A 25,979-nucleotide genomic window follows, 5' to 3' on the forward strand; every position below is an offset into this window, starting at 1 on the left:
GCTACTCCGCCGCTTCGGCGGGGCGCTGTTCAGGCCTTAGTCTCGTGTCTTGCACGATCCGGCTCTCCCCGAGAAATTCGACGATGCGCTCGCGGGCGCGCCGGGCCTCCGGCATGTCGATCAGCGGCCAGACGTGGAACATGCCTTCCTCATAGACAAGATCGATTTCAACGCCGGCGGCGCGGGCTTTTTCCGCGAAGATCAGATTGTCGGGCGTCAAAAGATCGCGCGAGCCAGTCAAAAGCAGTGTTCTTGGCAGCACTGACAGATCTCCATAGACCGGGCTGATATGCCAGTCGCTGGGATCGATGCCGGCACTGTACAGACGAATCGCCTCTCGTCCGCCAGCTATGCCCAGCCAAGGGTCGTTGCGTTCCGCCTCGAACACTGCGGGATTGGTGAGCGACACGTCGAGACCCGGCGAAATGAGCACATGTCGTGACGGCAGGGACAGTCCTTCTTCGGCGGCCATCATGGTCAGCACCACAGCCATGTTGCCGCCGGCGGAATCGCCCATGAAGACGATGTCCTCGGCCTCCGTCTCGGCGAGCATCTGCCGGTAAACATCGCCAACCATCCCGAACATGGCGTGGAAATCATGTTCGGGGGCAATTGGATAGATCGGCACCGTGATTGCGTAGCCCAACCGATCCGCCATGTCGGCAATCAGGTGCCAATGATAGGGCGTGATTTCAAAGACATAGGCGCCGCCGTGCAAGTAGAGAATCCGCTTCTGTTCGCCGGACTTGGGTGGGATTTCGTATACGGGGAAGCCACCGACCGTATGCATCTCGATATCGAGACGCTGGTGTAGCGAGGCGGGCGGCCGGTGGTTCTCGGTCTTGCGCGCGGCCGCGATCCAGCGCTGCAGATTTTCCGGACTGGCAAATGCCTGCTTACGGCTGTGCCGCAAGACAAAAGACACGACATGGCTTTTCAAACTTGGCATGCGGATACACGAACTTCGGCCAAAGCCGACTAAGAGAACCCCCTAAATCGAAAGATTGTGCCGTGGCTGAAAATGTCAAGATTTGCGCCCGCGTCTACACGGCGGTTTGATCCGCGCCGCAGTGGTCAGCGACGCGGTAAAAGTGCGGCTCGCAGCCGGTTGCTGGTGGTCGCCGGGGACATGCGAGGTTCCCGGCGCATGCCGAGCAATTTGCATTTCTCGGCGAAGGTCATCAGCGCGCGGCGCTCCAGATAGCGTTGCTGAGGGATGCCCTTTCACTGGATCGCGGCGACACCGGCCAGCCGATGTCCTTCTGGATTTCGGGCGGCAGGCTGTTCAGCAGGCGCCGCGCCTTGCTGCGGTCATGGGCTTGTCTGATGGCGGTGCCATAGCGGCTCAGGCTTTCGAGCATTGACATCGTTGTCTCCCCTGGAGCGTTGCGGCGGCTGAAAGATATTTCCTGCCTGCCGTTCGATGCCGGTTGAATGCGCCTGCCATGTATCTGGCGAATTTCACGAAAACAGCGTTTTGGTTTCCGGATCAGACGATCCGGAAACATTTGCATGCAAATGAGTTTCGAAAGGTGTTGGCGGGGGCGGGCCGCTTATTCCCGTCCACGCCTCCGCCCCTCGTGGCCTTCGCGCGAACGCCGGCGCGGAGCGGCGTCGCCGGCAACGCCATCCTCGCTGACCGTCTTGCGCGGCGGCAGTTTCACCGCTGCCGACAGTTTCGGGAACGGATCGACCTTGTTGGGCAGCGCCATGGCGTAGACGAAATGCTCCTGGAATTTCGGTTCCAGCGCCGTCTCGATCTTCTCGATCTTGCTGACCGTGTCCTCGATCTCGCGGCGGTAGCCGCGATTGAGCAGCGCCATGCGCGCGCCGGCACCGGCGGCGTTGCCGACCGCCGAGACCTTGTCGAGGTCGCAATCCGGGATCAGGCCCAGCACCATGGCGTATTTCGGATCGATGAAGGAGCCGAAGGCGCCGGCGAAATGGATGCGGTCGACATGCTCGGTGTTCTGCTTTTCCATCAACAGCTTGGTGCCGGCATAAAGCGCTGCCTTGGCAAGCTGGATGGCGCGCACATCGGTCTGGGTGATGGTGATCTTCGGCCCATCTTCCGTCAATGCGGCGGAGCCGTCCTTCAGCACATAGGAGAAGGTGCGGCCGTTGGCCGTAACGCGCGGCGAGCGCGCCGAAAGCCCGCCGTCGATGACGCCGTCCTCGGAAATGATGCCGGCGAGATACATCTCCGCCACCACTTCGATGATGCCGGAGCCGCAGATGCCGGTGACGCCGGTCGCCTGGACGCTTTCCAGGAAGCCCGGCTCGTCGGACCACAGTTCAGAGCCGATGACGCGGTATTTCGGTTCAAGCGTATCGGGATCGATGCGTACGCGTTCGATGGCGCCGGGCGCTGCTCGCTGGCCGCCGGAGATTTCGGCGCCCTCGAAGGCAGGGCCGGTGGGCGAGGAGGCCGCAACCACCCGCTGGCGATTGCCGAGCACGATCTCGGCATTGGTGCCGACATCGACGATCAGCATCATCTCGTCCTGGCGATGCGGGCCTTCCGACAGCGTCACCGCCGCCGCATCCGCACCGACATGCCCGGCGATGCAAGGCAGCATGTAGAGCCTGGCGCCCTGGTTAAGCTTCAGGCCGATGTCGGATGCCTTGATATGCACCGCACCTGAGACAGCCAGCGCAAAGGGCGCGCCGCCAAGCTCGGTCGGATCGATGCCGAGGAACAGATGGTGCATGATCGGATTGCCGACGAAGACGCTGTCCAGGATGTCGTTGCGCTGGACATTGCCTTCGGCGCAGACCTTGTCGACGAGACCCGAGATCGCCTCCCGCACGGCGACCGTCATGCCCTCGCGGCCGTCCGGGTTCATCATCACATAGGAGACGCGGCTCATCAGATCCTCGCCGAAGCGGATCTGCGGGTTCGAGGTGCCCGACGAGGCGGCGACGCGGCCCGACAGCAGCGACACCAGATGCATGGCGATGGTGGTCGAGCCGATATCGCAGGCCAGCCCATAGGCTTCGTTCTTGAGGCCGGGCCAAAGTGCTACGACGCGCGCTGTCTCAGAGTCGGCATCCTTGTAGATGGCGGCGGTCGCGGTCCAGTTGCCCTTGCGCAGGATGCCTTGCACCTGCGGCAGCAGATAAAAATCGAAATCGAGGCTTTTCAAACCCCAATCGTGCATCAGCGCGATCTTCAGCCGGTCGAGATCACCAAGCGGCTTGTGCATGTCGGGTTCTTCGATCTCGACATAGCACATGCGGATCGCCGCATCGCGGGCGATGACCCTGGTGTCGGCATCCTTGCGGATGGTCTGCGCGTTGATGACCGTATCCTGCGGCACGTCGATGACGAGGTCGCCGAGGATTTGCGCCGAGCAGGAGAGGCGACGCCGTTCGGGTAGGCCGCGGACGCGCTCATAGCGCTCTTCCTTGGCGCCCTTGGGCGTGATGTGGTCGTTGGACGAAATGATCTTGTGCTTGGCGAAATTGCCTTCCTGCACTTCGATCTGGCAACGCCCGCAAGTGGCGCGTCCGCCGCACACACTTTCGACATAGACGCCGAGCTGGCGCGCGGCGTCTAGCACGGGTGTTCCAACAGGAAACCGCCCGCGCTTGCCCGACGGCATGAACAGCACGAGCGGGTCGGTGATGTTTGCAGGTGAATTCACGATTGCGCGCTTATCCTCGGCCCATCCGGGCTTCACGGCCGCCACGGCGGCGACCGCCATTGCCGGCGCCGTCGCCCGGCGCATTGACTTGCGTCGGGGCGGCAACGGCCTGGCCGCCTTCGGCCGGCTTGTAATCCTTGTAGGTGCGGATCCAGTTGGTGCAGTTCTCGTCGGTGCCGTTCAGCACATTGGCGCCGCGCACGGCTTCCATTTCCTGCGGCCGCACCGGGTTCATGATGGCCGAGGTCATGCCGGCGCCGATCACCATCGGGATGAAGGCGGCGTTGATGCCGTGGCGATGCGGCAGGCCGAAAGAGATGTTGGACAGGCCGCAGGTGGTGTTGACCTTGAGTTCTTCACGCAGACGACGCAGCAGCGCGAAGACCTGGCGGCCGGCATCGCCCAGCGCGCCGATCGGCATCACCAGCGGGTCGACGACGACGTCATGCGCCGGAATGCCGAAATCGGCGCAGCGCTCGACGATCTTCTTGGCGACGGCGAAACGCACGTCCGGGTCCATCGAAATGCCGGTCTCGTCGTTGGAGATGGCGACGACCGGCACGTTGTACTTCTTGACCAGCGGCAGGATGGCTTCGAGCTTTTCTTCCTCGCCGGTGACGGAGTTGACCAGCGGGCGGCCCTTGGCAACCTTGAGTGCGGCTTCGATCGCGGCGGTGACGGAACTGTCGATCGACAGCGGCAGGTCGACCAGCCCTTGCACGATCTCCAGCGTCTGCACCAAAAGGCCGGGTTCGGTCTCGTTCGGATTGACCGAGGTGACGCCGGCGTTGACGTCGAGCATGGTGGCGCCACAGGCTGCCTGCTCCAATGCGTCCCTGATGACGGTCTCGAAATTGCCCGCGATCATCTCGGCGGCCAGCTTCTTGCGGCCGGTCGGGTTGATGCGTTCGCCGATCACGCAGAACGGCTGGTCGAAGCCGATGATGATTTCTCGTGTCGCCGAAGCGACGATGGTACGGGTCATAAATTCTCTCCGCCGTGATATAAAGATTTCTTTATATCGTTGTCTGGTTTCGTTCAAGCGAATGGGTGGCCGTCCGCGCCGTCAGTGCGCGGTCTTCACCATATCCACCTGCGTTTCGGTAATATCGTCGTGCAGTATGTGCTCGAGCCGATCGGCGACCATCTGGTCGTCGCGGCGGATCTCGCGTTTCCATGGCTGGCGGCCCTTCAGCACGCCCGATTCATCGACGATCTCGGCGACATATTCCTCTTGCCGGTAGGCCATCACGTGAACGCCGGAAACACCTGATATTTCCTTCACCTCGTTGATGATGTCGATGCAGAGCTGCTTGCCTTCCTTTTTCTGGTCCTGGGCGCCTTCCAGCCGCTTGATGACGGAATCGGGAATATGGATGCCCGGCACGTTCGAGCGGATCCACTTGGCCGTCTTGGCCGAGGCGAGCGGCCCGACGCCAACCAGGATGAAGCATTTTTCGGTATAGCCGAGGTCGCGCACCTTTTGCATGTAGGTGCGGAACATGGGCACGTCGAAGCAATACTGGCTCTGTACGAATTGCGCGCCGGCGGCGATCTTCTTGCCCAGCCGGTGCGGGCGGAAGTCGATCGGCGGCGCGAACGGATTGATCGCAGCACCCAGGAAAAGCTGCGGCGGCGTCGTCAGCTTGCGGCCGGACAGGAACTTGCCGTTGTCGCGCATGATGCGGCAGGTTTCCAGGAGCGACATGCAGTCGAGATCGAACACCGGCTTGGCGCCGGGCTGGTCTCCGGCCTGCACGCCGTCACCTGTCAGGCACAGCATGTTGGCGACGCCCATCGCAGCCCCGCCCAGCACGTCGCCCTGGATGGCGATGCGGTTCTTGTCGCGGCAGGCGATCTGCATGATCGGCGCATAGCCCATGCGCGTCAAAAGTGCGCAGATGCCGACCGAGGACATGTGGCAGTTGGCGCCCGATGCATCGACGGCGTTGATGGCGTCGACCCAGCCGTCGAAGATTTTCGCCCTGTTGTAGACGTCTTCCGGATCGGCGCTGTCGGGCGGGTTGAGTTCCGTCGTCACAGCGAACTCGCCGCGCCGCAGTACGCGCTCCAGCCGACCGCGCGAGGTGTGGCCGGGCAGGGGTTCGAGCGGCAGGTGGATGCCGGCCGGGTTTTCGTCGCGCTGGCGGCCGATCATGCCGACGCCCCGGTGCTGGCCGCCTCATTCTTGGCGGCAGCGGCGGCTTCGCGCGCGGTGGCCGCCTGCGCGGTCACCCGCAGCCAGGCCGAGGTTTCACGCAGCGACTGGTCGACCGGCTTCTGCACGGTCAGGATCCTGTCGCTGTGCACCATGTTCTGCGAGCCTTCCCAGGCCTTGACCCAGACGCAGGGCATATCGGGCTCGACCTCGCAATTGCCGTTGGCGCGGACACCGCCGCAAGGGCCGTTGCGCAATTGCTTGGGGCAGTTCATCGGGCAAGACATGCCTGTCGAGGACAAGATGCACTGGCCGCACATGCGGCAGTCGAACATGAAGCCCTTGACGCGCTTCTCGACAAATTTGATCGGCCCTTCGACACGGCCATAGCCTATGCCTTTCCATAAGGGATGGAGGAGCAGGAACATGTCGGCGAATTTGGCGTAGAACCATTCGAGTAATCGCGAGTGCCGCACCGACCATAATCTGACCGCGAAGGAACGCTGCACGCGCCGCTGCGGCGATACGTCGGCCGGCTTGTAGTCGGATTTCGGCGCTGCCTTCTTGACCAGAGTGGCCTGGGTAACAGCCGGCCTCTCCTTGGCAGGAATGGTTTCAGACATTTTCTTTGCCGCCCGCCTTGACCAGAGCGACCAGCCGCTCGCGGTCATATCTCGTGTCGATGTCGTTGAATGCCTTCTCGACTTCGGCTTCGAGGTCGTCGCCGACCGGAATGGGATCGGCTTTGCGCCATTCGGCCAGATAGTCGTCTGTACCGCCGGCGCCGGTGCGCATGGCGCACATGTCGATCGCCTCGGTAAAGCGCAGCGGCAGTTCGCGCTTGGCGTTCTGCCGGCCCTTCTTGACGATCACCTGGGCAGGGATGTCGCGCCAGTAGACGACGATCAGATCGGCCATGAATTCTCACTCCTCGAACTATCGAGCATTGCCGCAAGCGCAGTGGTGCCGCTTGTTATGGGACGACGCGCGCGCATTCAAAAGCGACGCATATCGATGTCGTAAAATGAAAAGTGGGTTTATTCGTTTGCGGCGTGTGCCGGCGCCCGGTCCAGCGCGTCGGAAACGCTGGCGCGCAGTATGCCGTCCAGGACGAAAAACGCGCTACCAGATGCCAGTTCTGAGGCCCGTCCAGACGTAGAACCAGATCGTCGGATGATACCAGAGTTTCGAAGGCAGGCCGGGATCGATCGTCGTGAGTTTTCCAGCCAGTGCATCGCTGACAGCCTCGACGCAGATGTCGCGCGAGAACGCCGTCTGGCGTAGCGCGTGACTTGAGATGGTGTCGCCTTTTTTCGATCTGCCGCGCGCCTGCTTCAGCACGCCACCAGTGTCGACGCCAGCGTCGACGAGGTGGACAGTCGTGCCGAAATTCTCCGCATCGCCTGATACCAGAGCCCAATAGCCGCCATTCATGCCGCGATATTTCGGCGTGATGCCCGCATGGTAGTTGAGCACCGGGCAGGGCATTTTGCTCAGCATCTCAGCCGAGATTAGTCGGCAACCGTTGAGCAGCACAACGCCTGGCCGGATCTTCTGGATCGCCTGCAGGCACTCAAGCCCATTGGCCGAGGCTACCGGGATGATCTCCTGGCCTGGTCGCGGCTCAACCTCCAGCTTCTCCTCGGCAATCAGTCGCGCGCTATGGCCGGCCAGGAATCGCTTGCCCAACCTACTCAGTACCATCGTGCCAAGCTGGCCGATGGCGGAAATCCAGCCTTGGCGGCGAGCCCGGCCACGCAGCAATTGCTTTTTGGATTCAGGCGTTTCGAGGACGACGCTGACAGGACCTACGCGGTCGGCGATCGCATTGATCATAGCCCAGACATGCTGGCCGCCTCCGGTGACGACCACGATCGGACGCGTATTGGATTCTGATGCTGCCATGGATCTTGCCCCCTCCAAGCAACCCTTCTCGACAATAGACGGGATGCTAGGGTGTCCGGGTTAATCCTTGGTGATCAGCTCTTCGATACACAGTCAGCGCTTGAATTCGATGATATCGAGCTTCGATTCATAGTAGGGCGCCGGAAATTCGATGCGCCATTCCTTGGCGCTGTTGCGGAAGGCGTAGCCGACCTGGTCGGTTTGCGGACCGCTGCCATAGGGCTTTGCCGGATCGCTGTTGACATAGAAGGAGCCGAGATAGATCGCGCGTTTCTCGCCATCGTCGAAGAAACGGCCCCTGGTGCGCTGCGAGCCGCTGATCTTCTCCAGCCGCCAGCCGGAACCGTCATCGGTCACCTTGCACTTGAACCAGCCATAGATGACGAGCGGCAAAGGTCCGCCGGCCTTGATGGTGCGGCACTGCCAGTTGCCGGTCAGGTCCTTGTCGGAAAAGGCCACCAGCGGCTTTGCCAACAGGGCATCGAGTTGCTTGACCTCGGCCGGGTTGCCTGTCTTCGCCTCGGCAAGGGCTGCCTTGCGGGTCTCGCCATATTTGTCGAGCCGCGTCTTGTCGGCCGGGGTGATGAGTTTCTGTATCTCGCCGTCGGCATGGGCGGGCAGGGCCAAACAGAGGAGGCCGAGTGCAGCTATCAAGAGGCGAGGGGTCATCAGTGCGTTTCCATGGCTGGCAGTCTGTTTGCTTGTGGCGCACACCTTACCCGTCCACGGCGGCCTGTCATCTAGCCTTGAGTCATCGCGGGGCAAGAATTGCTTCAGGCGCCTGCAGCCGCCTGCGCCATCCCGGCCGTCAGGTCGCCATAACCGGTGGCGCGGCGTTCATAGACGAGACCGAGCATTCTGGCGGCTTTTTCGGCGACCTTGTCGAGTTCCGGATCGTTGGTCTGGGCGAGGTAGATCAGCTTCTCGTAATTGCCGAAATAGTCCTTGATCAACTCCGGGTGCTTGTCGAGGCCGAGCGGTTTCATGAAGAAAGCGTCGAACTGCCGGCAGAGGAAGTCGGTCATGTAGAACGACATCATGTCGTCGTCTGCGACTTTCGCATAGGCCTCCATGCCCTGGTAGAAGGCGAAGCAATGCGGGCCGGCCATGCGCTCGACGCCATGCTTCTCGCAGATGCGGTCGAGCAGACCGCCGGTGCCGCAATCGGCATAGCCGACGAAGATGTTGCTGTAGCCTTCCGTCTTGGCTTTTTCGATCGCCTTGTCCATGGCCGGTGCGATGCGGTCCGGGTAGAAATGGAATTCCGCCGGCAGGCAGGTCAGGTCGAGGTGATCCAGCCCGAGCTGTTCCTTGACGGCCAGAACTTCGCGCGCAATCATCCCGCAGGCGATGACGAGCAGCCTGTCGTCTTGATTCGGTTTCGTTTTTTGCGTCTTGGCCATGGAACCAGTCGAGCGGCCTTCGTTGTTGTGGCGCTAATTTATCTGTTGAGGGAGACACCGTCCATGAAACTGCTGCGCATCACGCCGATTGCCATCCTGGCCTGCGCCTTGGCCCTTGCGGCCTGCGCGAACACCGTCCGTGGCGTCGGCAGGGATGTCAAATCGACGGCCAAGGCGGTCGAGGACACCGTCACCAAGCCCTGATCCGCACGCGGCCACCTCATCATCTGGTAACAAAAAAGCCGCGCTGCAAGGGCGCGGCTTCTCCTGTCGTCCAGGCCGAATTGGCCAATCAGGCCGAAGCGCGCACATTGTGCTTGCGCTTCATGAAGTCCTTGGCGGTCTCGACCGCCACCGCCGCGTCGCGGCAATAGGCATCGGCGCCGACGGCCTTGCCGAATTCCTCGTTCAGCGGTGCGCCGCCGACCAGCACGACATAATCGTCGCGGATGCCCTTTTCCTTCATCGTGTCGATGACGACCTTCATATAGGGCATGGTCGTGGTCAGCAGTGCGGACATGCCGATGATGTCGGGCTGGTGCTGTTCGATCGCATCGAGATATTTCTCGACCGCATTGTTGATGCCGAGATCGATGACGTCGAAGCCAGCGCCCTCCATCATCATGCCGACAAGGTTCTTGCCGATATCGTGGATGTCGCCCTTGACGGTGCCGATGACCATCTTGCCTTGCTTGGGCGCGCCGGTGGCGGCGAGCAGCGGGCGCAGGATGAACATGCCCGCCTTCATCGCATTGGCGGAAAGCAGCACTTCCGGCACGAACAGGATGCCGTCGCGAAAATCCTCGCCGACGATGCGCATGCCTTCGACCAGCGCCTCGGTCAGCACCTTGTAAGGCGCCCAGCCGCGCTCGAGCAGGATGTTGGTGCCTTCTTCGATCTCTTCCTTCAGCCCGTCATAGAGATCGTCGTGCATCTGCTGCACCAACTCGTCGTCGGAAAGTTCGGAAAGGATGATCTCGTCGTCGGACATTTGTATCGAGCTCCTGCCGGCATCGCGACCATGTCGCAAGGCACATATCTTCGCGTTCATACCTAACCCGCTGAGGGCATGTATCCATAGCTGATTTGCGACTTCCCGCAAAAGGAAAGCGACCGTAACTCTCTTGGAATTCTTGTCGATTTTGCGACAGGCGTTGGCGCTGGCGGGCCGTTTCGAATAGGGTGCATGGCTACGATCTGGCAAGAAGCGGCGAGAGCAGCCGCTATGGATTCCAGACAAGAACAGATTCAGGGAAGAACACCATGAGCGAACACGCGGCAGTCGATCAGGAAGCGTCAAACGCGCGACGTGGGCGCGGCGCCAGCGGCGGGGCTGCTGCCCGGCGGGCCGCGCGTTCGGGCGGAGGCCCGGGCACGCAGCTCACCTACATCAAGCGCAAGATCAACGTTTACGAGGTGCTGGACGAGGAAGGCCTGGCGCTGATCGAGAAGAACACCGACACGGTGCTCGAGGAGATCGGCATCATCTTCCGCGACGATGCAGAAGCGCTGCAACTGTGGAAAGAGGCCGGCGCCGACGTCAAGGGCGAGCGCGTGCATTTCCCGAAGGGGCTGTGCCGTTCGCTGCTCAAGACCGCACCGTCCGTCTACACCCAGCACGCCCGCAATTCCGAGCGTTCGGTGCAGATCGGTGGCAATGCCACCGTGTTCGCGCCGGTCTATGGCCCGCCCTTCGTGCGTGACCTCGACGGTGTCAGGCGCTACGCGACGATCGAGGATTTCCAGAATTTCGTTAAGCTCGCCTATATGGCGCCGTCGATCCACCATTCGGGCGGCACGGTATGCGAGCCGGTCGATGTGCCGGTCAACAAGCGCCACCTCGACATGATCTACAGCCACATCAAATATTCCGATAAGCCGTTTATGGGCTCGGTGACCGCGCCGGAACGCGCCGAGGACACCGTCGCCATGGCCAAGATCGTGTTCGGCGACGATTTCGTCGAGAACAACACGGTGCTGACCAGCCTGATCAACGCCAACTCGCCGATGGTGTTCGACGAGACCATGCTCGGTGCGCTGAAGGTCTATGCGCGCCACAACCAGGCCTGCATCGTCACGCCGTTCATCCTCGCCGGCGCGATGAGCCCGGTGACGGTTGCCGGCACGCTGACGCAGGTTCTGGCCGAAGTGCTGGCCGGCGCGTCGTTCACGCAGCTCATCCGTCCCGGCGCGCCGGTGCTGTTCGGTACCTTCGCCTCGTCGATTTCGATGCAGTCGGGGGCGCCGACCTTCGGCACGCCGGAGCCGTCGCTGGTTTCCTATGGCGCCGCACAGCTGGCGCGCCGTCTCGGCCTGCCGTTCCGCACCGGCGGCTCGCTCTGCGCGTCCAAGGTTCCGGATGCACAAGCGGCTTATGAAAGCGCCAACACGCTGAACTCGACCATCCTGGCCGGCACCAATTTCGTGCTGCACTCGGCCGGCTGGCTCGAGGGCGGGCTGGCCTCCTGCTACGAAAAGTTCATGATGGACATCGACCAGCTCGGCATGACGCAGAAATTCTCCGAAGGCGTCGACCTGTCGGAAAACGGCCAGGCGATGGACGCCATCCGCCAGGTCGGGCCGGGCAGCCATTATCTCGGCTGCGACCACACCCAGGCCAATTTCCAGACCGCCTTCTACCGCTCCAACATCGCCGACAACAATTCCTACGAGCAGTGGCTGGCCGAAGGCGAGAAGACAGCGCCGCAGCGCGCCAACGAACTCGCGCGCCGCTGGCTGGAAAGCTATGAGGCGCCGCATCTCGATCCGAGCATCGACGAAGCGTTGAAGGACTTCATCGCCAAGAAGAAGGGGTCGATGCCCGACGCCTTCACTTGAAAGGAGCCCGAGTCAGGCGGGGCTAAAGTCGCCAACATCATCCACAAGGAAGTCTGGCGGAGCGCGTTCTCCGATCCGGACAAGAAGGGATGATTACGCCCGCCGGCAGCGTTGACCGCATTGCTGCGGCGCTTCTCGCCAACGGCCTTGTTCTTCGCGGCGGCTTCAATTTTACGCCAAGCGATGCGCCGCCAACGGGATCATCGGGTGCGCCGGCAGCGGCCGTCCTGCTGGTGGGGCAGGCGGGCGCGGCACCCTGGCCGCATTTCCTGCGTTGGTGGGAGCAACAGCCACAGGCAATCGCCAATCCGCTCGACACATGGTCGCGCGAAGTGATCGGCGCCGTGGCGCAGGATTTTGGCGCACGGGCGATTTCTCCGTCGGACAAGCCCTATCTGCCGTTCCAGCAATGGGCGATGCGGGCGGAGGGGCTGAAACCGTCGCCGCTCGGCATCCTCATGCATCCGCGCTACGGGCTATGGCATGCCTACCGCGGTGTGCTGCTGTTTGACGACGAAATTCCAGTTCAAGTTGCCGAGGCAGCGCCCCACCTTTGCGATAGCTGCGCCGAGAAACCCTGCCTGAAATCCTGCCCGGTCGACGCCTATTCCGTGCAAGGATTCGCTTATCAATCCTGCCTGGCGCATGTGGGGGGAGCGAATGGCGAACCCTGCCGCAGCGGCGGTTGCCTCGATCGCAATGCGTGCCCCTATGGCACGGGGTATCGCTATCCGCCGGAGGTCCAGGCCTTTCACATGGCGAGCTTCGCACGGGCCACCAGCTGATCCGTTCCCATTGCATGGTGCTCGTTGGCTTCGATGAGCATCTTGACGGCAGCTAGAAGCAGGCCTATTCATCAAGTCATCTGATGACTTATGAATAGGCCTATGCAACCCGCCACCAGAACCAATCTCACCGACAGCGCCACCAGCAGCCTGCGTGCGGAGATCGTCAGCGGCCGCTGGGGCGTCGGCGAGCGCATTCCCAATGAGGCAGCCCTGACCGACCTTCTGTCGGTCAGCCGCGGCACGGTGCGCGAGGCGGTGCGGGTGCTGGTCTCGCAAGGATTGCTGGATACGCGCCAGGGCTCGGGCACATATGTGCGCTCTACCGTCGATGCCTCTGCCGCGCTCGACCGGGTCAAGCGCACCGGCCTGCGCGATCAGTGGGAGGCGCGGGCGGCGCTCGACCTGGAGGCGGCACGGCTCGCCGCCATGCGCCACACGCCAGCCGATCTTGAGACGATGCGGCAACTGCTTGCCGAACGCGGCACCGTCGCGGACGGCGGAAGCGATGCCTTCATCCGGCGCGATCTCGCTTTCCACAAATCGGTTGTCGCGGCGTCCGGCAACAAAGCGATGATGGAGCTCTACGACTTCTTCACCGCCGCCATCACCGAGACCATCCATGCCACCATCGACGGCGATCTGCCCGAACCGGACCACCAGGCGCATGCGGCTATCGTCGACGCCATTGCCGCGAGCAATCCCGAGCGCGCCGTTGCCGCCGTTCGCGCCTTCATGGCGCCGGTGCTTGCCCAACTTGAAAGACTGCTTTCGCAATGAACCAGAGTTTTCGTCAGCCTGACCCGACGGCGCAATCCGCCGCCATCGAGGGTCTGGAACTCATCGATGCCGAGGCCGACAGCCTGCCCGCGCCGCAGCCGCCTGAACTGCGCAGCCGTGCGGCGCGCATCGTGCTTGGCGCGAGCCTTGTGCTGATCGCCTTCAGCCTGCGGCCGCTGTTTTCCAGCCTGTCGGTACTGCTGCCCGAGGTGATGCAGGCAACCGGACTGTCGACGACGGGCGCCAGCCTGCTGACGACGCTGCCCGTTCTGTGCCTGGGTCTGTTCGCGCCCTTCGCGCCAAGACTTGCCCAGCGCTATGGAGCCGAGCGCACTTTGCTCGGGGCGCTCACCTTGCTGGTGCTGGGAACCGGCCTGCGCTGGTTCGGTACGGTTCCCCTGCTGTTTGTCGCCACCTTCCTTGCCGGCGGCGCCATTGCCATCGGCAATGTGCTGCTGCCGGGCCTGGTGAAGCGAGATTTCGCCGACAAGGCCGCCGTCATGACCGGGCTCTACACCATGGCGCTCTGTGCCGGCTCGGCGGCCGCCGCCGGCTTCACACTGCCGATCGAGCATTTTGTCACCGGTTCGTGGTCCGGGGCACTTGCTGCCTGGGCGGTGCCTACACTGGTCGTGCTTTTGATCTGGATTCCGCAGGCGCTGGGCAGCCGTCGGCAGGTCAGTCATCGGGGCTTTCGCGTCGTTGGTCTCTGGCGCGATCGCCTGGCCTGGCAGGTGACGCTGTTCATGGGCCTGCAGTCGGCACTTGCCTATTGCATCTTCGGTTGGCTGGCGCCGATCTTGCGCGAGCGTGGCTTCGATGCGGCCACCGCCGGCGCCATGGTTTCGGTGTCTGTCATGGCGCAAGTCATCACCTGCCTCGCCGTGCCATCCTTCGCGATGCGGCTGAAAGACCAGCGCGGCATCAATGTGGCGCTCGTTGCCACGGCGGTGATCGCGCTGCTCGGCATTCTGTTCGCACCGACCTCGACCGTGCTGTTCTGGGCGATCCTGCAAGGCATCGGGCAGGGCGGCCTGATCGCGGCTGCCATGAGCCTGATCGTGCTGCGTTCGCCGGATTCGCATGTCGCCGCGCATCTTTCAGGCATGGCGCAAGGCGTCGGCTATGTGTTGGCGGCATTCGGCCCGCTGCTGGTGGGCCTGATCCGCGACTGGACCGGCAGTTTTTCGGGAACGGCGTTCCTGTTCGTCGCGCTCGGGCTTGGCGTAGCCATTATGGGGCTCGGTGCCGGCCGCGCGCTGCATGTCGGTGCGCGGACGGTGCGAGAAGGCTAGCAATAGCGTCACGCAATCCCGCACGAAATTTTGACTGCCATGCTCAGGGAGCGCCTTGCCGTATAGGCTTGCGCGGATATGTATCGCGCATCTGTCGAACGGAGCGAGCGATGACGAAACACGACCTTCAGATCAAGACCAGGGATGGTGTTGCCAATGCCGGGCTTTTCCGCTCGGCAAACGCATCTCCTGCCAAGGCCGGCGTCATTCTCTATCAGGACGCCTTTGGTCCGCGGCCGGCGCTCGACAGTATGGCCGAGCGACTGGCGAATGAAGGCTATGCGGTGCTGGTGCCCGACCTGTTCTACCGCAATGCACCCTACGGGCCGTTCGACGCCAAGACCGCCTTCGCCGAGGAAAAGACCAAAATCCCGCTGATGGCGCTGGTCACCGGCACGACGCAGGACATGACCATCAGCGACAGCGGTGCGTTCCTCGATGCGCTTGCGGCAGAAGGCATTACCGGGCCGATCGGCACCATCGGCTATTGCATGGGCGGCGGTCGATCATTGAATGCGGCTGCAACCTATCCCGAACGGATAAAAGCGGCCGCAAGCTTCCATGGCGGCAATCTCGCCAGCGACGCCGCCGACAGCCCGCATCGCAAGGCAGCCTCGACCAAGGCGCGCGTCTATGTCGGCACATCCGGCGTCGACAGGAGTTTCCCGCCGGAACAGTCGGCGCGGCTGGCCGAGGCGCTCAGGGTTGCGGAAGTAGATCATGTCATCGAGAACTATGCCGGCATGGCGCATGGCTGGTGCGTGCCCGATCACAGCGTTTTCAATGCCGCGGGCGCCGAACGCCACTGGAAGCGCTTGACGACGTTGTTCGCAGAGACGCTGATCTGAGCCTTTGCCTGGCTGTTCTTGCCTGTTGGCTGTCCGCCCCGTTCGCGGTATCAGGCAGCACAAATGCGCTGCGCCGGATGAGTGGGCCGAGCGGGAACGAACAGCCTGATGCAATCCTATGATGTCGTGATCATCGGCGCGGGTGCCGCCGGAATGATGTGCGCCGTGGAGGCGGCCAAGCGCGGCCGTTCTGTACTGATCCTCGATCATGCGGCGGCGCCTGGCGAGAAGATCCGCATCTCCGGCGGGGGCCGGTGCAATTTCACCAACATCCATGCCAGCCCGAAGAATTTTCTGTCGGGCAATCCGCATTTCTGCATTTCGGCGCTCAGCCGCTATACGCAACGCGATTTCATCGCCCTCGTCGAACGCCACCGCATCGCCTATCACGAAAAGACGCTTGGGCAGTTGTTCTGCGACGGCTCCGCACGCCAGATCATCGACATGCTGGTCTCGGAAATGCAGGACAAGGGCGCCGAACTGGTGCTGTCGACCAGCGTTGAGGATGTCCGCAAAACCGTGGAGGGGTTTGTGCTCACTCTCTCCACGGGCACGATTAGGTGCCAGTCTCTGGTCGTGGCCTGCGGCGGCAAGTCGATCCCCAAGATGGGGGCGACCGGTTTCGGCTACGAGCTTGCCGGACAGTTTGGGCTTGCCATCGTCGAAACGCGGCCGGCGCTGGTGCCGCTGACCTTCGACGCAAACACGCTCGAACGGCTGGCGCCGCTGGCCGGCAACGCCGTCGACGCGGAAGTCTCCTGCGGCAAGACGCGGTTCTCCGAAGCGATGCTGTTCACGCATCGCGGCGTCAGCGGACCGTCCATCCTGCAGATCTCGTCCTATTGGCGCGAGGGCGACGAAATCCGCATCGCCATGCTGCCGGGAGTTGATGTGGCGGACCTCATTCGTAGTGCCAAGCGCGGTAATGGGCGGCAGGCGGTGCAGACCGTGCTGGCAAATCACCTGCCGAAGCGGCTGGCGCAGTCGATCGCCGAACGAACCGGCATCGACGGCAACCTCGCCGATCTTGCGGACGCCCAGATCAAAACCATAGCTGCCGCAGTCAATGACTGGCGCATCAAGCCTGCCGGTTCTGAGGGCTACCGCACCGCCGAAGTGACACTGGGCGGGGTCGACACCAACGGGCTGGACCAGAAGACGATGCAGGCGAAATCCGTGCCGGGCCTGTTTTTCATCGGCGAAGTCGTCGATGTCACGGGTTGGCTGGGCGGTTATAATTTCCAGTGGGCATGGTCGTCTGGCTGGGTGGCAGGCCAGGCAGCATAGACTTACTTCCGTGGCTTCGCCCCAGTAGCTGCCGGCGCCTTTTTCTTCTTTTTGGCCTTGTTGTAATCGATGGCGGCACGGACGAGCTCTTTCAAAGCGCTCTCATTGAGCCTGTCGCCCTTGAACACATCGATAGCCCGCCACACCTTGCCGCCAAAACCATTGTTGAACAGCCTGTCGGGATCCGGCAGGCTGGCGCCATGGGAAAAGGTCAGCTTCACCTTGTCCTTGTGGGCGTTGCCGACCACGATGTTGCCGTCGAAGCACCATACCGGGCTGCCCATCCACTTCCACTCCTCGATGATGTCCGGGTCGGCTGCAAGGATGGTCTTGCGGATGTCGGCGAGCGTCTCGCCGCGCCAGTCCGAGAGACCGGCGATCAACTGGTCGATCTGTTGCGAGGGGGTCATTTGGTGTCTCCTGTGCGTCGACGCGTTCAACCGCTGCCTGTCACCAGCGCGCCAGTTGGGTGATCTGAACGAGGTTGCCGCAGCTGTCGTTCAGCTGGGCGATGGTTGAACCGGTCACCTCGGTCGGCGGCACGGTGAACGCGCCACCCTTCGCCTTGATGCGCTCGTAGTCGCCCTTGACGTCGTCGGTGAAGAACATGACCGCAGGCTGACCCTGCTGGAAGATGGCTTCCTGATAGGCCTTGGCGGCCGGGTTGTCGTTGAGCGCGAGCTGCAGTTCGGTTCCATCAGGCTCTTCAGCCGAGGTCACTGTCAGCCAGCGATAGGGCCCGTTGCTGAAATCGGCCTTCTTGGTGAAGCCCAGCACGTCGGTGTAGAAGCGCAATGCGTTTTCCTGGTTGTCCACATACACGCTGGTCAGCTTGATCTTCATCGCTCTTTCTCCTCTGTCGTATTCTTGCGTCTGTGGCCGCTACGGGGTCCAGCCGGGCAGGGCGGCGGCCTGCTTGATCCATTCCGCCATTTGCGCCTCGTCGAACCGGTCTTCGCGGATGTCGATCCAGCGCACATCCTTGCTCTTGGCCGTGCCGCCTGGTGGGATCGGTTGCAATGAGATGCCACTGAAAAAGGTCATCTTCACATAGTGGGTGAATACATGGAAACTCGCGAACCAGCCCTGGCCTTCGATGCCGTAGAAGGGTGAGTTCCATCGCACGGCCTTGCGGACGTCAGGCACGTTGCCCACGATGAGCGCGTCGAGGCGCTCGCCCAGGCCGCGCTTCCAGTCCGGCATCGCAGCGATATAGGCCTGCACCGGGGCGTCGCCGTCGCCCTTGGCGATTTGCGGGTTGCCGCCGGAGAGCAGCACTGGCGCAGCCTTGGCCTCGGTCGATTGTCCCTGCGTCTTGGCCACTCTGCCCCACTCCTACCCGCCGGCACGCTGCACGCCGCGTCCCTTGGCGGCATAGGGCAGCACGAACATGTACAGGCCGCTGAGCAGCAGCAGGAGGAGCGGCAGGAGCGGCGAGTAGACCACCCAGGCGGGAGGCTGCCTGAATGCCATGGTGGCGAAGTTGGCGATGACGGTCAGCGCAAAGATGATCGACAGCCAGCGATGCATTTGCCGAACCCACTTGTTCCAGTCCAATAGTTCCTCCTGTCAAAACAGCCGGTGCGGGCCACCGATCCGCACCTGCGAGTTTCAATCTATCCGCGCCAGGACCTGACTCAGATTTGCAAAGTACTGTCGCCACCCGCTCGTCGCGCCCCGATACGCCTGCTCCTGATCCGGCCGGAAGCCGGACTGTTCCATACGCAACCGGGTGCCTGTGCTGGTCGGCACGAGGGTCCAGGTGACGACACTCTCAAGGCCATAGGCCTGCCAGGTGTAGGACAGTGTCTTGTTCAACTCGACGGCTGTTACCTGACAGTCCACAACGATGCTCACGTCAGGTTGCGGTTCCTTCCGCAGCTTGAAGCGGTGGTCCACGACTGGCTTGAAGTCGTTCTTCATCAGCCATTCCTCGATCAGATGCGGTTGGGTCAGCGCGCGCCAGATTTTTTCCGGCGGATAGGGGATCTCACGTTCGACGATGACAGAGCGCGTTTCGGTCGCAATGTTGGTCATTGGTCGATTCTTTTGAGCAAATTTTCGAGATCGTCGAACCGGCTCTGCCAGAACGCGTTCATCTGGTTCGTCCAGTCGGTCAGTGGGGAAAGTGCTGCCAGTTGGGCGCTGTAATGGGTCTGCCGTCCTTGATGGCGATCGCGCACCAGCCCGGCCTGCTTGAGCACGCCGAGATGCTTCGACACCGCAGGTTGAGAGACCCCCGACTGAGCCGTCAGGGCGCCGACCGTCTGCTCGCCTTGCCGGCACAGGCGCTCGAAGATCGCGCGACGCGTCGGATCGGAGAGCGTTCTGAAGAGGACATCGTGAGCGTTCGTCATCCGGGATCGATAACCCTGTGGCTATTGATTTACGTATAACTGTCGAGATATGGATATGTCAAGCGGGGGTGTTGACGGTCCCGATCCGGCGGTTTCCAAAAAAATCTTTCCATTGCCCCAAGGATTAGCCATTAGCCTTCGTCCAACAGGCAAATGATGGCGATGATGCTGGATGAGAGCGAAGCCTCCGACGCCGAACTGATCGGGCGGGCGAAGGGCGGAGACAGGAGGGCCTTCAGCACATTGCTGGAAAGGCACTATGACTTCGTCTATCGCGCCGCCTATCGCTGGTGCGGCAGGAAGGCCGATGCCGAAGACATCGCCCAGGAAGTCTGCGTCAGGCTGGGCAAAGCGATCCGCGACTATCGCGGCGGCGGCGCCTTCACCACATGGCTCTATTCCGTGACGATGAACGCCGCGCGCGACGTGATGCGAAAGTCCGCCCGCGAGACCGTCAAGACCGAGGCCTATGGCGTCCATGCACTGATCTCGGGCGAGGCGTCGGTCGAACCGGAAGACCCTGCCGAAGCGCTGTGGGCGGCCGTCCGGCGATTGCCGGACAAGCAGCGCGACGCGGTGCTGCTGGTCTATGGCGAAGGGTTGAGCCATGCGGCCGCGGCCGAGGCGATGACAATCTCGGAGACGACGGTTTCCTGGCACATCCATGAAGCGAAGAAACGGCTGAAGACGCTGATGCGCGCGGCCGGGGAAGTGTGACCATGGTTGACGACAACGAACTCAACAGACTGCGCGATATAGCAGCGCCGGCGCCCGCCAAGGATGCCAAGGCACGTGCTTTCGAAGCCGCCCTGCGTGCATACGATCAGGAAAATATTTCTGCCGTTACCCAAGGATCGGTTGGCGGGCTTCGTCTCACAGAGCGAGCACAAAAGCTCTGGAGCGAGATCATGCAAAAGAAACTCATTGCCACGCCGGTTCTTGCCGGGCTCGTCGCCCTGCCGATCGCCGGATACGCCACCTTCCATATGCTGAGGGAACAGCCGCCGAAATTCGGCGGCGACGAGAAAATCACCGAGACGCTGGCCGACAAGCCGGCGACCGTCAAGCCGGCGACCGTCAAGCCGACGACCGCCGAGCCGAAGCCGGCTCCGACCGGGCTGGAGACGGACAAGAAAGCCGACGCCGATGTGGAAAGCCGCGACGCGACCGATGCGCCTGTGGCGCCGGCCTCGCCGCAGAAATCCGAATCGACCGTTGCTTCCGGCGCGGCACAACAGAATGCACTGGAGCGCGGTGTGCTGGCCGAGCCTGCGCCACCGGCACCGACAGGCGAATTCGCATTGGATGGCGCCGTAAGTGCGCCCAGTACGTCGCGGGCCCGCATGCCGGCCGAGTCCAAGCTGATGGCGCCGCAGCAGCCGTCGACCTTGCCGGCCGACCAGATGCAGCCGCAACCGGAAAACCGCGACCGCATCGAGGATTTCAAGACCAATCCGGTGCATGCGGCACTCGAGGATCCGGTCTCGACCTTCTCGATCGACGTCGACACAGCCTCCTATTCCTTCGTGCGCAGCTCGCTGAAGCAGGGCACCCTGCCGCAGGTCGATACTGTCCGCGTCGAGGAGATGATCAACTACTTCCCCTATGACTGGAAGGGTCCGGAGTCGGCCTCGACACCATTCAACTCGACCGTCAGCGTCATGCCGACGCCGTGGAACACGCATACCAGGCTGATGCATGTCGCCATCAAGGGTTTTGACGTCAAGCCGACCGAGCAGCCGAAGGCCAATCTGGTCTTCCTGATCGATGTCTCGGGCTCGATGGACGAGCCGGACAAGCTGCCGCTGCTCAAATCGGCTTTTCGGCTGCTGGTCAGCAAGCTGAAGGCCGACGACACGATCTCGATCGTAACCTATGCGGGTGACGCCGGCACGGTCCTGGAGCCGACCAAGGCGTCCCAAAAGGACAAGATCCTCAGTGCCATCGACAATCTGACGCCCGGCGGCAGCACGGCCGGCGAGGCGGGCATCAAGGAAGCCTACAGGCTGGCGCAGAAATCCTTCGTCAAGGACGGCGTCAACCGGGTGATGCTCGCCACCGACGGCGACTTCAATGTCGGCCAGAGCGACGACGACGATCTGAAGCGGCTGATCGAAAAAGAGCGCAAGACCGGTGTCTTCCTGTCGGTGTTCGGCTTCGGCCGCGGCAATCTGAACGACCAGATGATGCAGACCATCGCCCAGAACGGCAACGGCACCGCCGCCTATATCGACACGCTGGCCGAAGCCGAGAAGGTGCTGGTCGAAGATGCATCGTCGACGCTGTTCACCATCGCCAAGGACGTCAAGATCCAGGTCGAGTTCAATCCGAACAAGGTCTCGGAATATCGCCTGATCGGCTACGAGACCCGCGCCTTGAACCGCGAGGATTTCAACAATGACCGCGTCGATGCCGGCGATATCGGCTCGGGCCATTCCGTCACCGCGATCTATGAAATCACGCCAAAGGGCAGCGGCGGCGAACAGATCGACGCGCTGCGTTATGGCCAGGCGTCGGTGGACAATGGCGGCGTTGCCAATGCGGACGAATATGCCTTCGTCAAGATCCGCTACAAGCTGCCGAATGAAGACGTCTCGAAGCTGATCACCACGCCGGTGACCTCGGCCAACGAGATCTCGTCTTTCGACCAGGCCAGCACCGACCAGCGCTTCTCCGTCGCGGTCGCCGCCTTCGGCCAGAAGCTGCGCGACGAGGATGCGACCGCGAAGTTCGGTTACGACAAGATCATGGAGATCGCCACTGCCGCTCGAGGAGCCGACCCGTTTGGGTACAGGTCCGAGTTCCTCTCGCTTGTGCGCCTTGCCTCGGCGCTGGGCGGTAATCGGTAGTGGGTGATGACGGCCGGTTTCTTTCAGATGGGATCGTTCTGACAGGGGAAACCGACCGCGGGCGGGTGAGGCATGCCGGCGAGGGGTTCATTCCCTTGCCGGCCTTTTTTCGGAGAATCTCCAGGTCGTTAAATTGCGCGGCATTTCCGGTAGCGGATCGCAACCCCCTGCTTGTTACGCAGGACAGGTGTACCGGGCTTGAGGGAGCCGAAATTGCAGATCAGGACTATCGCCAACTCGACACCGCCGGCACGAGATGCTTCGGCGGTTTCATCGGCCCCATCATCGGAATCCAGGCGTATCAGTGACGATGTCGCGCAGGCGCGCCACACCGCCATGTCGGCGCTGACCAACGACCGCTTCCGCATCATGCTGGAGCAGATAACCGATCCGGTTTCATCCGGCGCGCTGATGACGATGCACAGCGACAATGTGGTCGACTTCAAGTCGGCGCAGTCGAGCTACGCCGACAACAGCGAATAATCGAAACCGATAAGCTCAGGCCCGGCTGCGGCGGCGCTCGCGGCGGGCTTCGCTGGTCTCGGCGGTATTTTCCGTCGCCGCCTTGTTGCGCATCGGGCCGATGCGCTCGACGATCGCGGCAACCGTCGGACGATCCGCCTTGGTGTGCGCGTCGAGCGCCTTGCGCATGGCGGCAAGGTGCTGGAACGAGGTGCCGCAGCAGCCGCCGATAATTTTGGCGCCGCCATCGACGGCGAGCCTGACATAGTCGGCCATCAGTTCGGGTGTGCCGGAATAATGGATTTCGGTGCCGCGGAATTCGGGAATGCCGCAATTGCCCTTGACGATCACCGTTGCCTCCGGCTTCGCCTCGGTCATGTCGAGCAGCGAGGCCAGGATGTCAGACGCGCCGACGCCGCAATTGGCGCCAACGCCAAGCGGCGCCTGCGACAGCCCGTCGGTGACGCCGTGGATATCCCTGGGTAGCAGGCCCATCATGGTGCGGCCGGCGGTGTCGAAGGAACCGGTATAGGTGTAGGGCAGGCCGACGCGGATGGCAGCCTCGGCGGCGGCGCGGATCTCGTCGGGAGCAGACATCGTCTCGATCCAGGCGACTTCGGCGCCGCCTTCCTTGAGACCCTCGATCTGCTCGGCGAAGGCGTCGACCGCCTCGTCATAGGTCATGGCGCCAAGCGGCACCAGCAATTCGCCGGTCGGTCCGACCGAACCGGCGACGATGACCTTGCGGCCAGCTCTGTCGGCGACGGCGCGCGCGATCTCGGCGGCGCGCTGGTTCAGCGCATGCACGCGATCCTGCGCATGATGCAGCTTCAGCCGGTGGCGGGTGCCGCCGAACGAGTTGGTGAGGATGATGTCGGCCCCGGCATCGACGAAATTCTGATGCAGGCTGGTGATGGTGTCGGGCGCCGTCTCGTTGAGCAGCTCGGGCGCCTCGCCGGCTTCCAGCCCCATGGCGAAAAGGTTTGTGCCGGTGGCGCCATCGGCCAGCAGCACGCCCTTTTCGGCCAGCAGAGCATCGATCGGGTTGGTGGTCGTCATCGGATTGGCTTTCATGTTTCGAAGTCGAATAAGGATATAAAGAAGTCTTTATGTGTAGTCAATGGAATGGCGGCAACGCGGCCACCAATGCGGAGGCCGGTTTCCGTCCGAAGGATCATTGTTGCCGAAGATCAGACAGTGCCTGTTGGGAACGACATGCCGGCCAGTCTGTGCGCGAAGCCGGACGCCTCGTGCGCATTGATGTCGGCGGCCCGGATCAGATTGTCGAAGTGCTGGATCAGCGTCTGGATCGGCTGAGTGGCGTTGAGCACCAGATACATGTCGCCGACATAGATGGCGGCGCGATAGGGTCCGAAGATGGTGTAGGGGATCGAATAGCGCATCCGCCCGTCATAGAGAAACAGCCGGAAGGTCGGGTAGAGGTCGTCGAGCAGCGTCGCCATGTGCAGCAGCTGGGCGCGCCGGTCGGCTTCGGGGAAACGGTCCCAGACACCCAGCCCGCGGGCAAATATCTCCAGCGTGTGGCGCGGCATGCAGACTTCCATGTCGGTCTCAGGCCGCCTGTTGTAGTCGATGCGGTATTGCGTTTCGCCGGCCTGCGCCAGGCGGCTCTTGTTGGCGATGCCGGCTTCGTAGTCGACCAGCGCTTCGGTGCGCAGAAGATCGGGAATGCCGGCAGGCACGTAGCGGATCTTGGTGCCTGCCGCCTCGGCATGCCATTTGGCCAACAGCGTGCGGTCGAAACCATCCGGTGCCTCTTCGATCTCCAGGCTTTCGCGGATTTCGCCGGTGAGACCTTCGTCCTGGCTGAGGCCGAGGAGCCAATCGAGCGACACCTTGAACTCGGCGGCGATGTTAAGCAGTGTTTCGGCGCGGGGCAGGCGCGTCGAGGCGCCCGACAGCAGTTGCGACAGCGCCGAGCGGTCGATGCCGACCGCGGTTGCAAAGGCCGACTGGTTCAGGTCGGAGCGTGTCAAGAGCATTTTCAGTCGCTCGCGGAAGATCGTCGACAGGTCGCGCTTGTCCATGTCCGTGCTCCACCTGGATTGAGGAAAAATTTGCGCCGGAACCGCTCCGAGGGTGGCGTTAGGCGTAAATGAATCCCTAAGTCTGTTTACAATGTATAACATGTGCGGTCAAAAATGCGCAATCGCAACAGTTTGTGCACTTTGTCTCGTTGAGTGGAATCATTTCTCCTGACACAATGCTGTCAGGAATCAATTGGGATTCCGGCGACTGAGGGGCAGTGGTCGATAGCATGACGAGCAAGAGCATCAGGCGACACAGCGTACGGGCCATTGAGTGGCCAACCGTGGTACTCGCCTTCTTCTGCTACGCGACATGGCTCGCCACCGGTTTCCTGCTCTGGCCTTCCTATCCCGTCCTGGCGCTCGCCGTCCTCGCCTTCACCGCCGCATTGCAGTCGTCGATCATGCACGAAGTGCTGCACGGGCATCCGACGCGCAACGCGCGGGTCAACGAAGCCTTCGTGTTTCTGCCGATCGGTCTGGTCTGGCCGTTCCGCCGCTTCAAGACCATTCATCTGCGTCACCACGCCGACGAGCGGCTGACCGACCCGCTCGATGACCCGGAAAGCTATTATCAGGCGCTCTGGCAGCATGACGAGCTGCCGCCGACGATGAAATTCCTGCTCAAGATCAACAACACCATGGCAGGCCGCTTCGTGCTCGGCCCGTGGCTGTCCTGCGTCGGCTTCTTCATCGACGATGCCAAGCAGGTGATCGCCGGCGACAAGCCGATCCGCAAGGCCTGGCTGCTGCATGCGATCGGCCTGGCCGTCGTGCTGCCGATCGTTCAGTTCGGCTTCGGCATCCCGCTGTGGCTTTACATTCTGGTGCCGGTCTGGCTCGGCCAGTCGCTGATCTCGATCCGTACGTTCGCCGAGCATCAATGGTCGGAACATCCGGAAGGCCGTACGGTGATCGTCGAGCGCTCGCCGCTGTCGTTCCTGTTCCTCAACAACAATCTGCATTTCGTCCATCACAAGACCCCGACCGTGGCCTGGTACAAGCTGCCCAAGCTGTTTCGCGACCGCCGTGAGGAATGGCTGCGGATGAACAATGGCTATGCCTATCCGAATTATTTCGCGCTGGTCAAAGCCTATGCGTTCAAGGCGAAAGAGCCGATCGTGCACCCGGTGCTGCGGCGTGCGCCTGAGCCGGGCAGGGCCTTCAAGCCGCGCATCAGGGCGCGCAGCATCAGCGGGCTCGGCAGTGCGCCGGTTCCCGCCGAGCCGCCCAAGGAATAATTCCGGCCTACCCGGAATCCGTGTCGGCCAATTCTGATTGGACGCCGCGTTTTCGCGATCCTTTTTCCAGACATGA

General features: G+C 62.4%; 30 protein-coding genes. 11 read left to right on the forward strand and 19 right to left on the reverse strand.

From position 1 onward, the window contains the following. Position 1: 1 nt before the first annotated feature. The 10 genes from EOC83_RS23510 to EOC83_RS23555 all read right to left on the reverse strand — a co-directional run bounded on the left by EOC83_RS23510 (position 2) and on the right by EOC83_RS23555 (position 9,113). Positions 2-949 carry an alpha/beta hydrolase gene (locus EOC83_RS23510; protein WP_024501316.1) on the reverse strand — a complete coding sequence of 316 codons (948 nt, stop codon included), beginning with the start codon at positions 947-949 and terminating at the stop codon, positions 2-4. Between the two features lie 232 nt (positions 950-1,181). After that, on the reverse strand, positions 1,182-1,367 hold the full coding sequence (locus EOC83_RS23515) for a hypothetical protein (RefSeq protein ID WP_027160508.1): 186 nt from the start codon (positions 1,365-1,367) through the stop codon (positions 1,182-1,184). Between the two features lie 186 nt (positions 1,368-1,553). Further along, positions 1,554-3,707, reverse strand: a complete 2,154-nt coding sequence (locus EOC83_RS23520) for an ASKHA domain-containing protein (RefSeq protein ID WP_063168205.1) — start codon at positions 3,705-3,707, stop codon at positions 1,554-1,556. Then, entirely contained in the window at positions 3,658-4,632 is a 975-nt protein-coding gene (locus EOC83_RS23525; protein ID WP_013531167.1) for a methyltetrahydrofolate cobalamin methyltransferase, read from the reverse strand. The genes EOC83_RS23520 and EOC83_RS23525 overlap by 50 nt, the downstream gene beginning before the upstream one ends. A gap of 81 nt (positions 4,633-4,713) precedes the next feature. Next, the gene (locus EOC83_RS23530) at positions 4,714-5,805 is read right to left on the reverse strand and encodes a methylenetetrahydrofolate reductase (protein ID WP_063168204.1); all 1,092 of its coding nucleotides are present in this window, start codon (positions 5,803-5,805) and stop codon (positions 4,714-4,716) included. Continuing rightward, the gene (locus EOC83_RS23535) at positions 5,802-6,428 is read right to left on the reverse strand and encodes a methylenetetrahydrofolate reductase C-terminal domain-containing protein (RefSeq protein ID WP_013531169.1); all 627 of its coding nucleotides are present in this window, start codon (positions 6,426-6,428) and stop codon (positions 5,802-5,804) included. The genes EOC83_RS23530 and EOC83_RS23535 overlap by 4 nt, the downstream gene beginning before the upstream one ends. Then, positions 6,421-6,723, reverse strand: coding sequence for a virulence factor (locus tag EOC83_RS23540; RefSeq protein ID WP_013531170.1), 303 nt, complete (start codon positions 6,721-6,723; stop codon positions 6,421-6,423). The genes EOC83_RS23535 and EOC83_RS23540 overlap by 8 nt, the downstream gene beginning before the upstream one ends. Positions 6,724-6,927: 204 nt before the next feature. Further along, positions 6,928-7,710 (reverse strand): formyl transferase, encoded by a 783-nt coding sequence (locus EOC83_RS23545; RefSeq protein WP_027160505.1) that lies wholly within the window; start codon positions 7,708-7,710, stop codon positions 6,928-6,930. A 93-nt stretch (positions 7,711-7,803) separates the two neighbouring features. Further along, complete coding sequence (locus tag EOC83_RS23550) at positions 7,804-8,379, reverse strand: DUF4893 domain-containing protein (RefSeq protein WP_013531172.1); 576 nt, start codon at positions 8,377-8,379, stop codon at positions 7,804-7,806. A gap of 104 nt (positions 8,380-8,483) precedes the next feature. Continuing rightward, positions 8,484-9,113, reverse strand: a complete 630-nt coding sequence (locus EOC83_RS23555; RefSeq protein WP_013531173.1) for a DUF1638 domain-containing protein — start codon at positions 9,111-9,113, stop codon at positions 8,484-8,486. Between EOC83_RS23555 and EOC83_RS33665 the strand changes: the two genes are divergently transcribed. Further along, positions 9,099-9,317, forward strand: coding sequence for a hypothetical protein (locus EOC83_RS33665; protein WP_318011966.1), 219 nt, complete (start codon positions 9,099-9,101; stop codon positions 9,315-9,317). The two genes, EOC83_RS23555 and EOC83_RS33665, sit on opposite strands and share 15 nt — an antisense overlap. An 88-nt stretch (positions 9,318-9,405) precedes the next feature. Here the strand turns inward: EOC83_RS33665 and EOC83_RS23565 are convergent, their stop codons facing one another. Then, positions 9,406-10,104, reverse strand: coding sequence for a cobalamin-binding protein (locus EOC83_RS23565; RefSeq protein ID WP_013531175.1), 699 nt, complete (start codon positions 10,102-10,104; stop codon positions 9,406-9,408). Positions 10,105-10,376: 272 nt separating this feature from the next. Between EOC83_RS23565 and EOC83_RS23570 the strand changes: the two genes are divergently transcribed. The 6 genes from EOC83_RS23570 (at position 10,377) to EOC83_RS23595 (ending at position 16,946) form a co-directional block, all read left to right on the forward strand. Further along, entirely contained in the window at positions 10,377-11,951 is a 1,575-nt protein-coding gene (locus tag EOC83_RS23570; RefSeq protein WP_024501311.1) for a trimethylamine methyltransferase family protein, read from the forward strand. 89 nt (positions 11,952-12,040) lie between these two features. Further along, positions 12,041-12,736 carry a 4Fe-4S dicluster domain-containing protein gene (locus tag EOC83_RS23575; protein WP_063168203.1) on the forward strand — a complete coding sequence of 232 codons (696 nt, stop codon included), beginning with the start codon at positions 12,041-12,043 and terminating at the stop codon, positions 12,734-12,736. Between the two features lie 102 nt (positions 12,737-12,838). Then, positions 12,839-13,516 carry a FadR/GntR family transcriptional regulator gene (locus tag EOC83_RS23580; RefSeq protein ID WP_063168202.1) on the forward strand — a complete coding sequence of 226 codons (678 nt, stop codon included), beginning with the start codon at positions 12,839-12,841 and terminating at the stop codon, positions 13,514-13,516. Continuing rightward, positions 13,513-14,811, forward strand: coding sequence for an MFS transporter (locus tag EOC83_RS23585; protein WP_063168201.1), 1,299 nt, complete (start codon positions 13,513-13,515; stop codon positions 14,809-14,811). Before EOC83_RS23580 ends, EOC83_RS23585 begins: the two co-directional genes overlap by 4 nt. Positions 14,812-14,921: 110 nt before the next feature. Next, positions 14,922-15,659: a dienelactone hydrolase family protein gene (locus EOC83_RS23590; RefSeq protein WP_063168200.1), complete on the forward strand. Its 738-nt coding sequence runs from the start codon at positions 14,922-14,924 to the stop codon at positions 15,657-15,659. Between the two features lie 108 nt (positions 15,660-15,767). After that, on the forward strand, positions 15,768-16,946 hold the full coding sequence (locus EOC83_RS23595) for an NAD(P)/FAD-dependent oxidoreductase (protein ID WP_063168199.1): 1,179 nt from the start codon (positions 15,768-15,770) through the stop codon (positions 16,944-16,946). Positions 16,947-16,948: 2 nt separating this feature from the next. Here EOC83_RS23595 and EOC83_RS23600 read toward each other — a convergent pair whose 3' ends face one another. From EOC83_RS23600 to EOC83_RS23625, 6 genes are read right to left on the reverse strand one after another with little or no spacing between them, the layout of a single operon-like run. After that, positions 16,949-17,356 carry a DUF1801 domain-containing protein gene (locus EOC83_RS23600; protein ID WP_063168198.1) on the reverse strand — a complete coding sequence of 136 codons (408 nt, stop codon included), beginning with the start codon at positions 17,354-17,356 and terminating at the stop codon, positions 16,949-16,951. Positions 17,357-17,396: 40 nt separating this feature from the next. After that, positions 17,397-17,789, reverse strand: a complete 393-nt coding sequence (locus EOC83_RS23605) for a VOC family protein (protein WP_063168197.1) — start codon at positions 17,787-17,789, stop codon at positions 17,397-17,399. A gap of 39 nt (positions 17,790-17,828) precedes the next feature. After that, entirely contained in the window at positions 17,829-18,269 is a 441-nt protein-coding gene (locus tag EOC83_RS23610; protein ID WP_013531184.1) for a DUF1801 domain-containing protein, read from the reverse strand. A gap of 12 nt (positions 18,270-18,281) precedes the next feature. Continuing rightward, the gene (locus EOC83_RS23615; RefSeq protein WP_013531185.1) at positions 18,282-18,503 is read right to left on the reverse strand and encodes a hypothetical protein; all 222 of its coding nucleotides are present in this window, start codon (positions 18,501-18,503) and stop codon (positions 18,282-18,284) included. A gap of 54 nt (positions 18,504-18,557) precedes the next feature. Continuing rightward, a complete protein-coding gene (locus EOC83_RS23620) occupies positions 18,558-18,983 on the reverse strand; it encodes an SRPBCC domain-containing protein (protein ID WP_013531186.1) in 426 nt (141 codons plus the stop codon). Next, positions 18,980-19,303 (reverse strand): metalloregulator ArsR/SmtB family transcription factor, encoded by a 324-nt coding sequence (locus tag EOC83_RS23625; RefSeq protein WP_063168196.1) that lies wholly within the window; start codon positions 19,301-19,303, stop codon positions 18,980-18,982. The genes EOC83_RS23620 and EOC83_RS23625 overlap by 4 nt, the downstream gene beginning before the upstream one ends. A 156-nt stretch (positions 19,304-19,459) precedes the next feature. Here EOC83_RS23625 and EOC83_RS23630 point away from each other — a divergent pair, with 156 nt between their 5' ends. From EOC83_RS23630 to EOC83_RS32865, 3 genes are all read left to right on the forward strand, one after another. After that, complete coding sequence (locus EOC83_RS23630) at positions 19,460-20,020, forward strand: RNA polymerase sigma factor (protein WP_013531188.1); 561 nt, start codon at positions 19,460-19,462, stop codon at positions 20,018-20,020. Positions 20,021-20,022: 2 nt separating this feature from the next. Beyond that, positions 20,023-22,152, forward strand: coding sequence for a VWA domain-containing protein (locus tag EOC83_RS23635; RefSeq protein ID WP_063168195.1), 2,130 nt, complete (start codon positions 20,023-20,025; stop codon positions 22,150-22,152). A gap of 213 nt (positions 22,153-22,365) precedes the next feature. Beyond that, positions 22,366-22,635 (forward strand): hypothetical protein, encoded by a 270-nt coding sequence (locus tag EOC83_RS32865; RefSeq protein WP_024501300.1) that lies wholly within the window; start codon positions 22,366-22,368, stop codon positions 22,633-22,635. Positions 22,636-22,650: 15 nt separating this feature from the next. Here the strand turns inward: EOC83_RS32865 and bmt are convergent, their stop codons facing one another. Continuing rightward, positions 22,651-23,673, reverse strand: a complete 1,023-nt coding sequence (bmt, locus tag EOC83_RS23645) for a betaine--homocysteine S-methyltransferase (protein ID WP_063168194.1) — start codon at positions 23,671-23,673, stop codon at positions 22,651-22,653. Positions 23,674-23,804: 131 nt separating this feature from the next. Continuing rightward, entirely contained in the window at positions 23,805-24,662 is an 858-nt protein-coding gene (locus tag EOC83_RS23650) for a helix-turn-helix transcriptional regulator (RefSeq protein ID WP_013531192.1), read from the reverse strand. 230 nt (positions 24,663-24,892) lie between these two features. Here EOC83_RS23650 and EOC83_RS23655 point away from each other — a divergent pair, with 230 nt between their 5' ends. Then, positions 24,893-25,903 carry a fatty acid desaturase gene (locus EOC83_RS23655; protein ID WP_024501297.1) on the forward strand — a complete coding sequence of 337 codons (1,011 nt, stop codon included), beginning with the start codon at positions 24,893-24,895 and terminating at the stop codon, positions 25,901-25,903. The last annotated feature ends 76 nt before the right edge of the window (positions 25,904-25,979 follow it).

Origin of the sequence: Mesorhizobium sp. Primo-A, assembly GCF_003997175.1 — a bacterium.
In the GTDB taxonomy this organism is placed as follows: Bacteria; Pseudomonadota; Alphaproteobacteria; order Rhizobiales; family Rhizobiaceae; genus Mesorhizobium; species Mesorhizobium ciceri.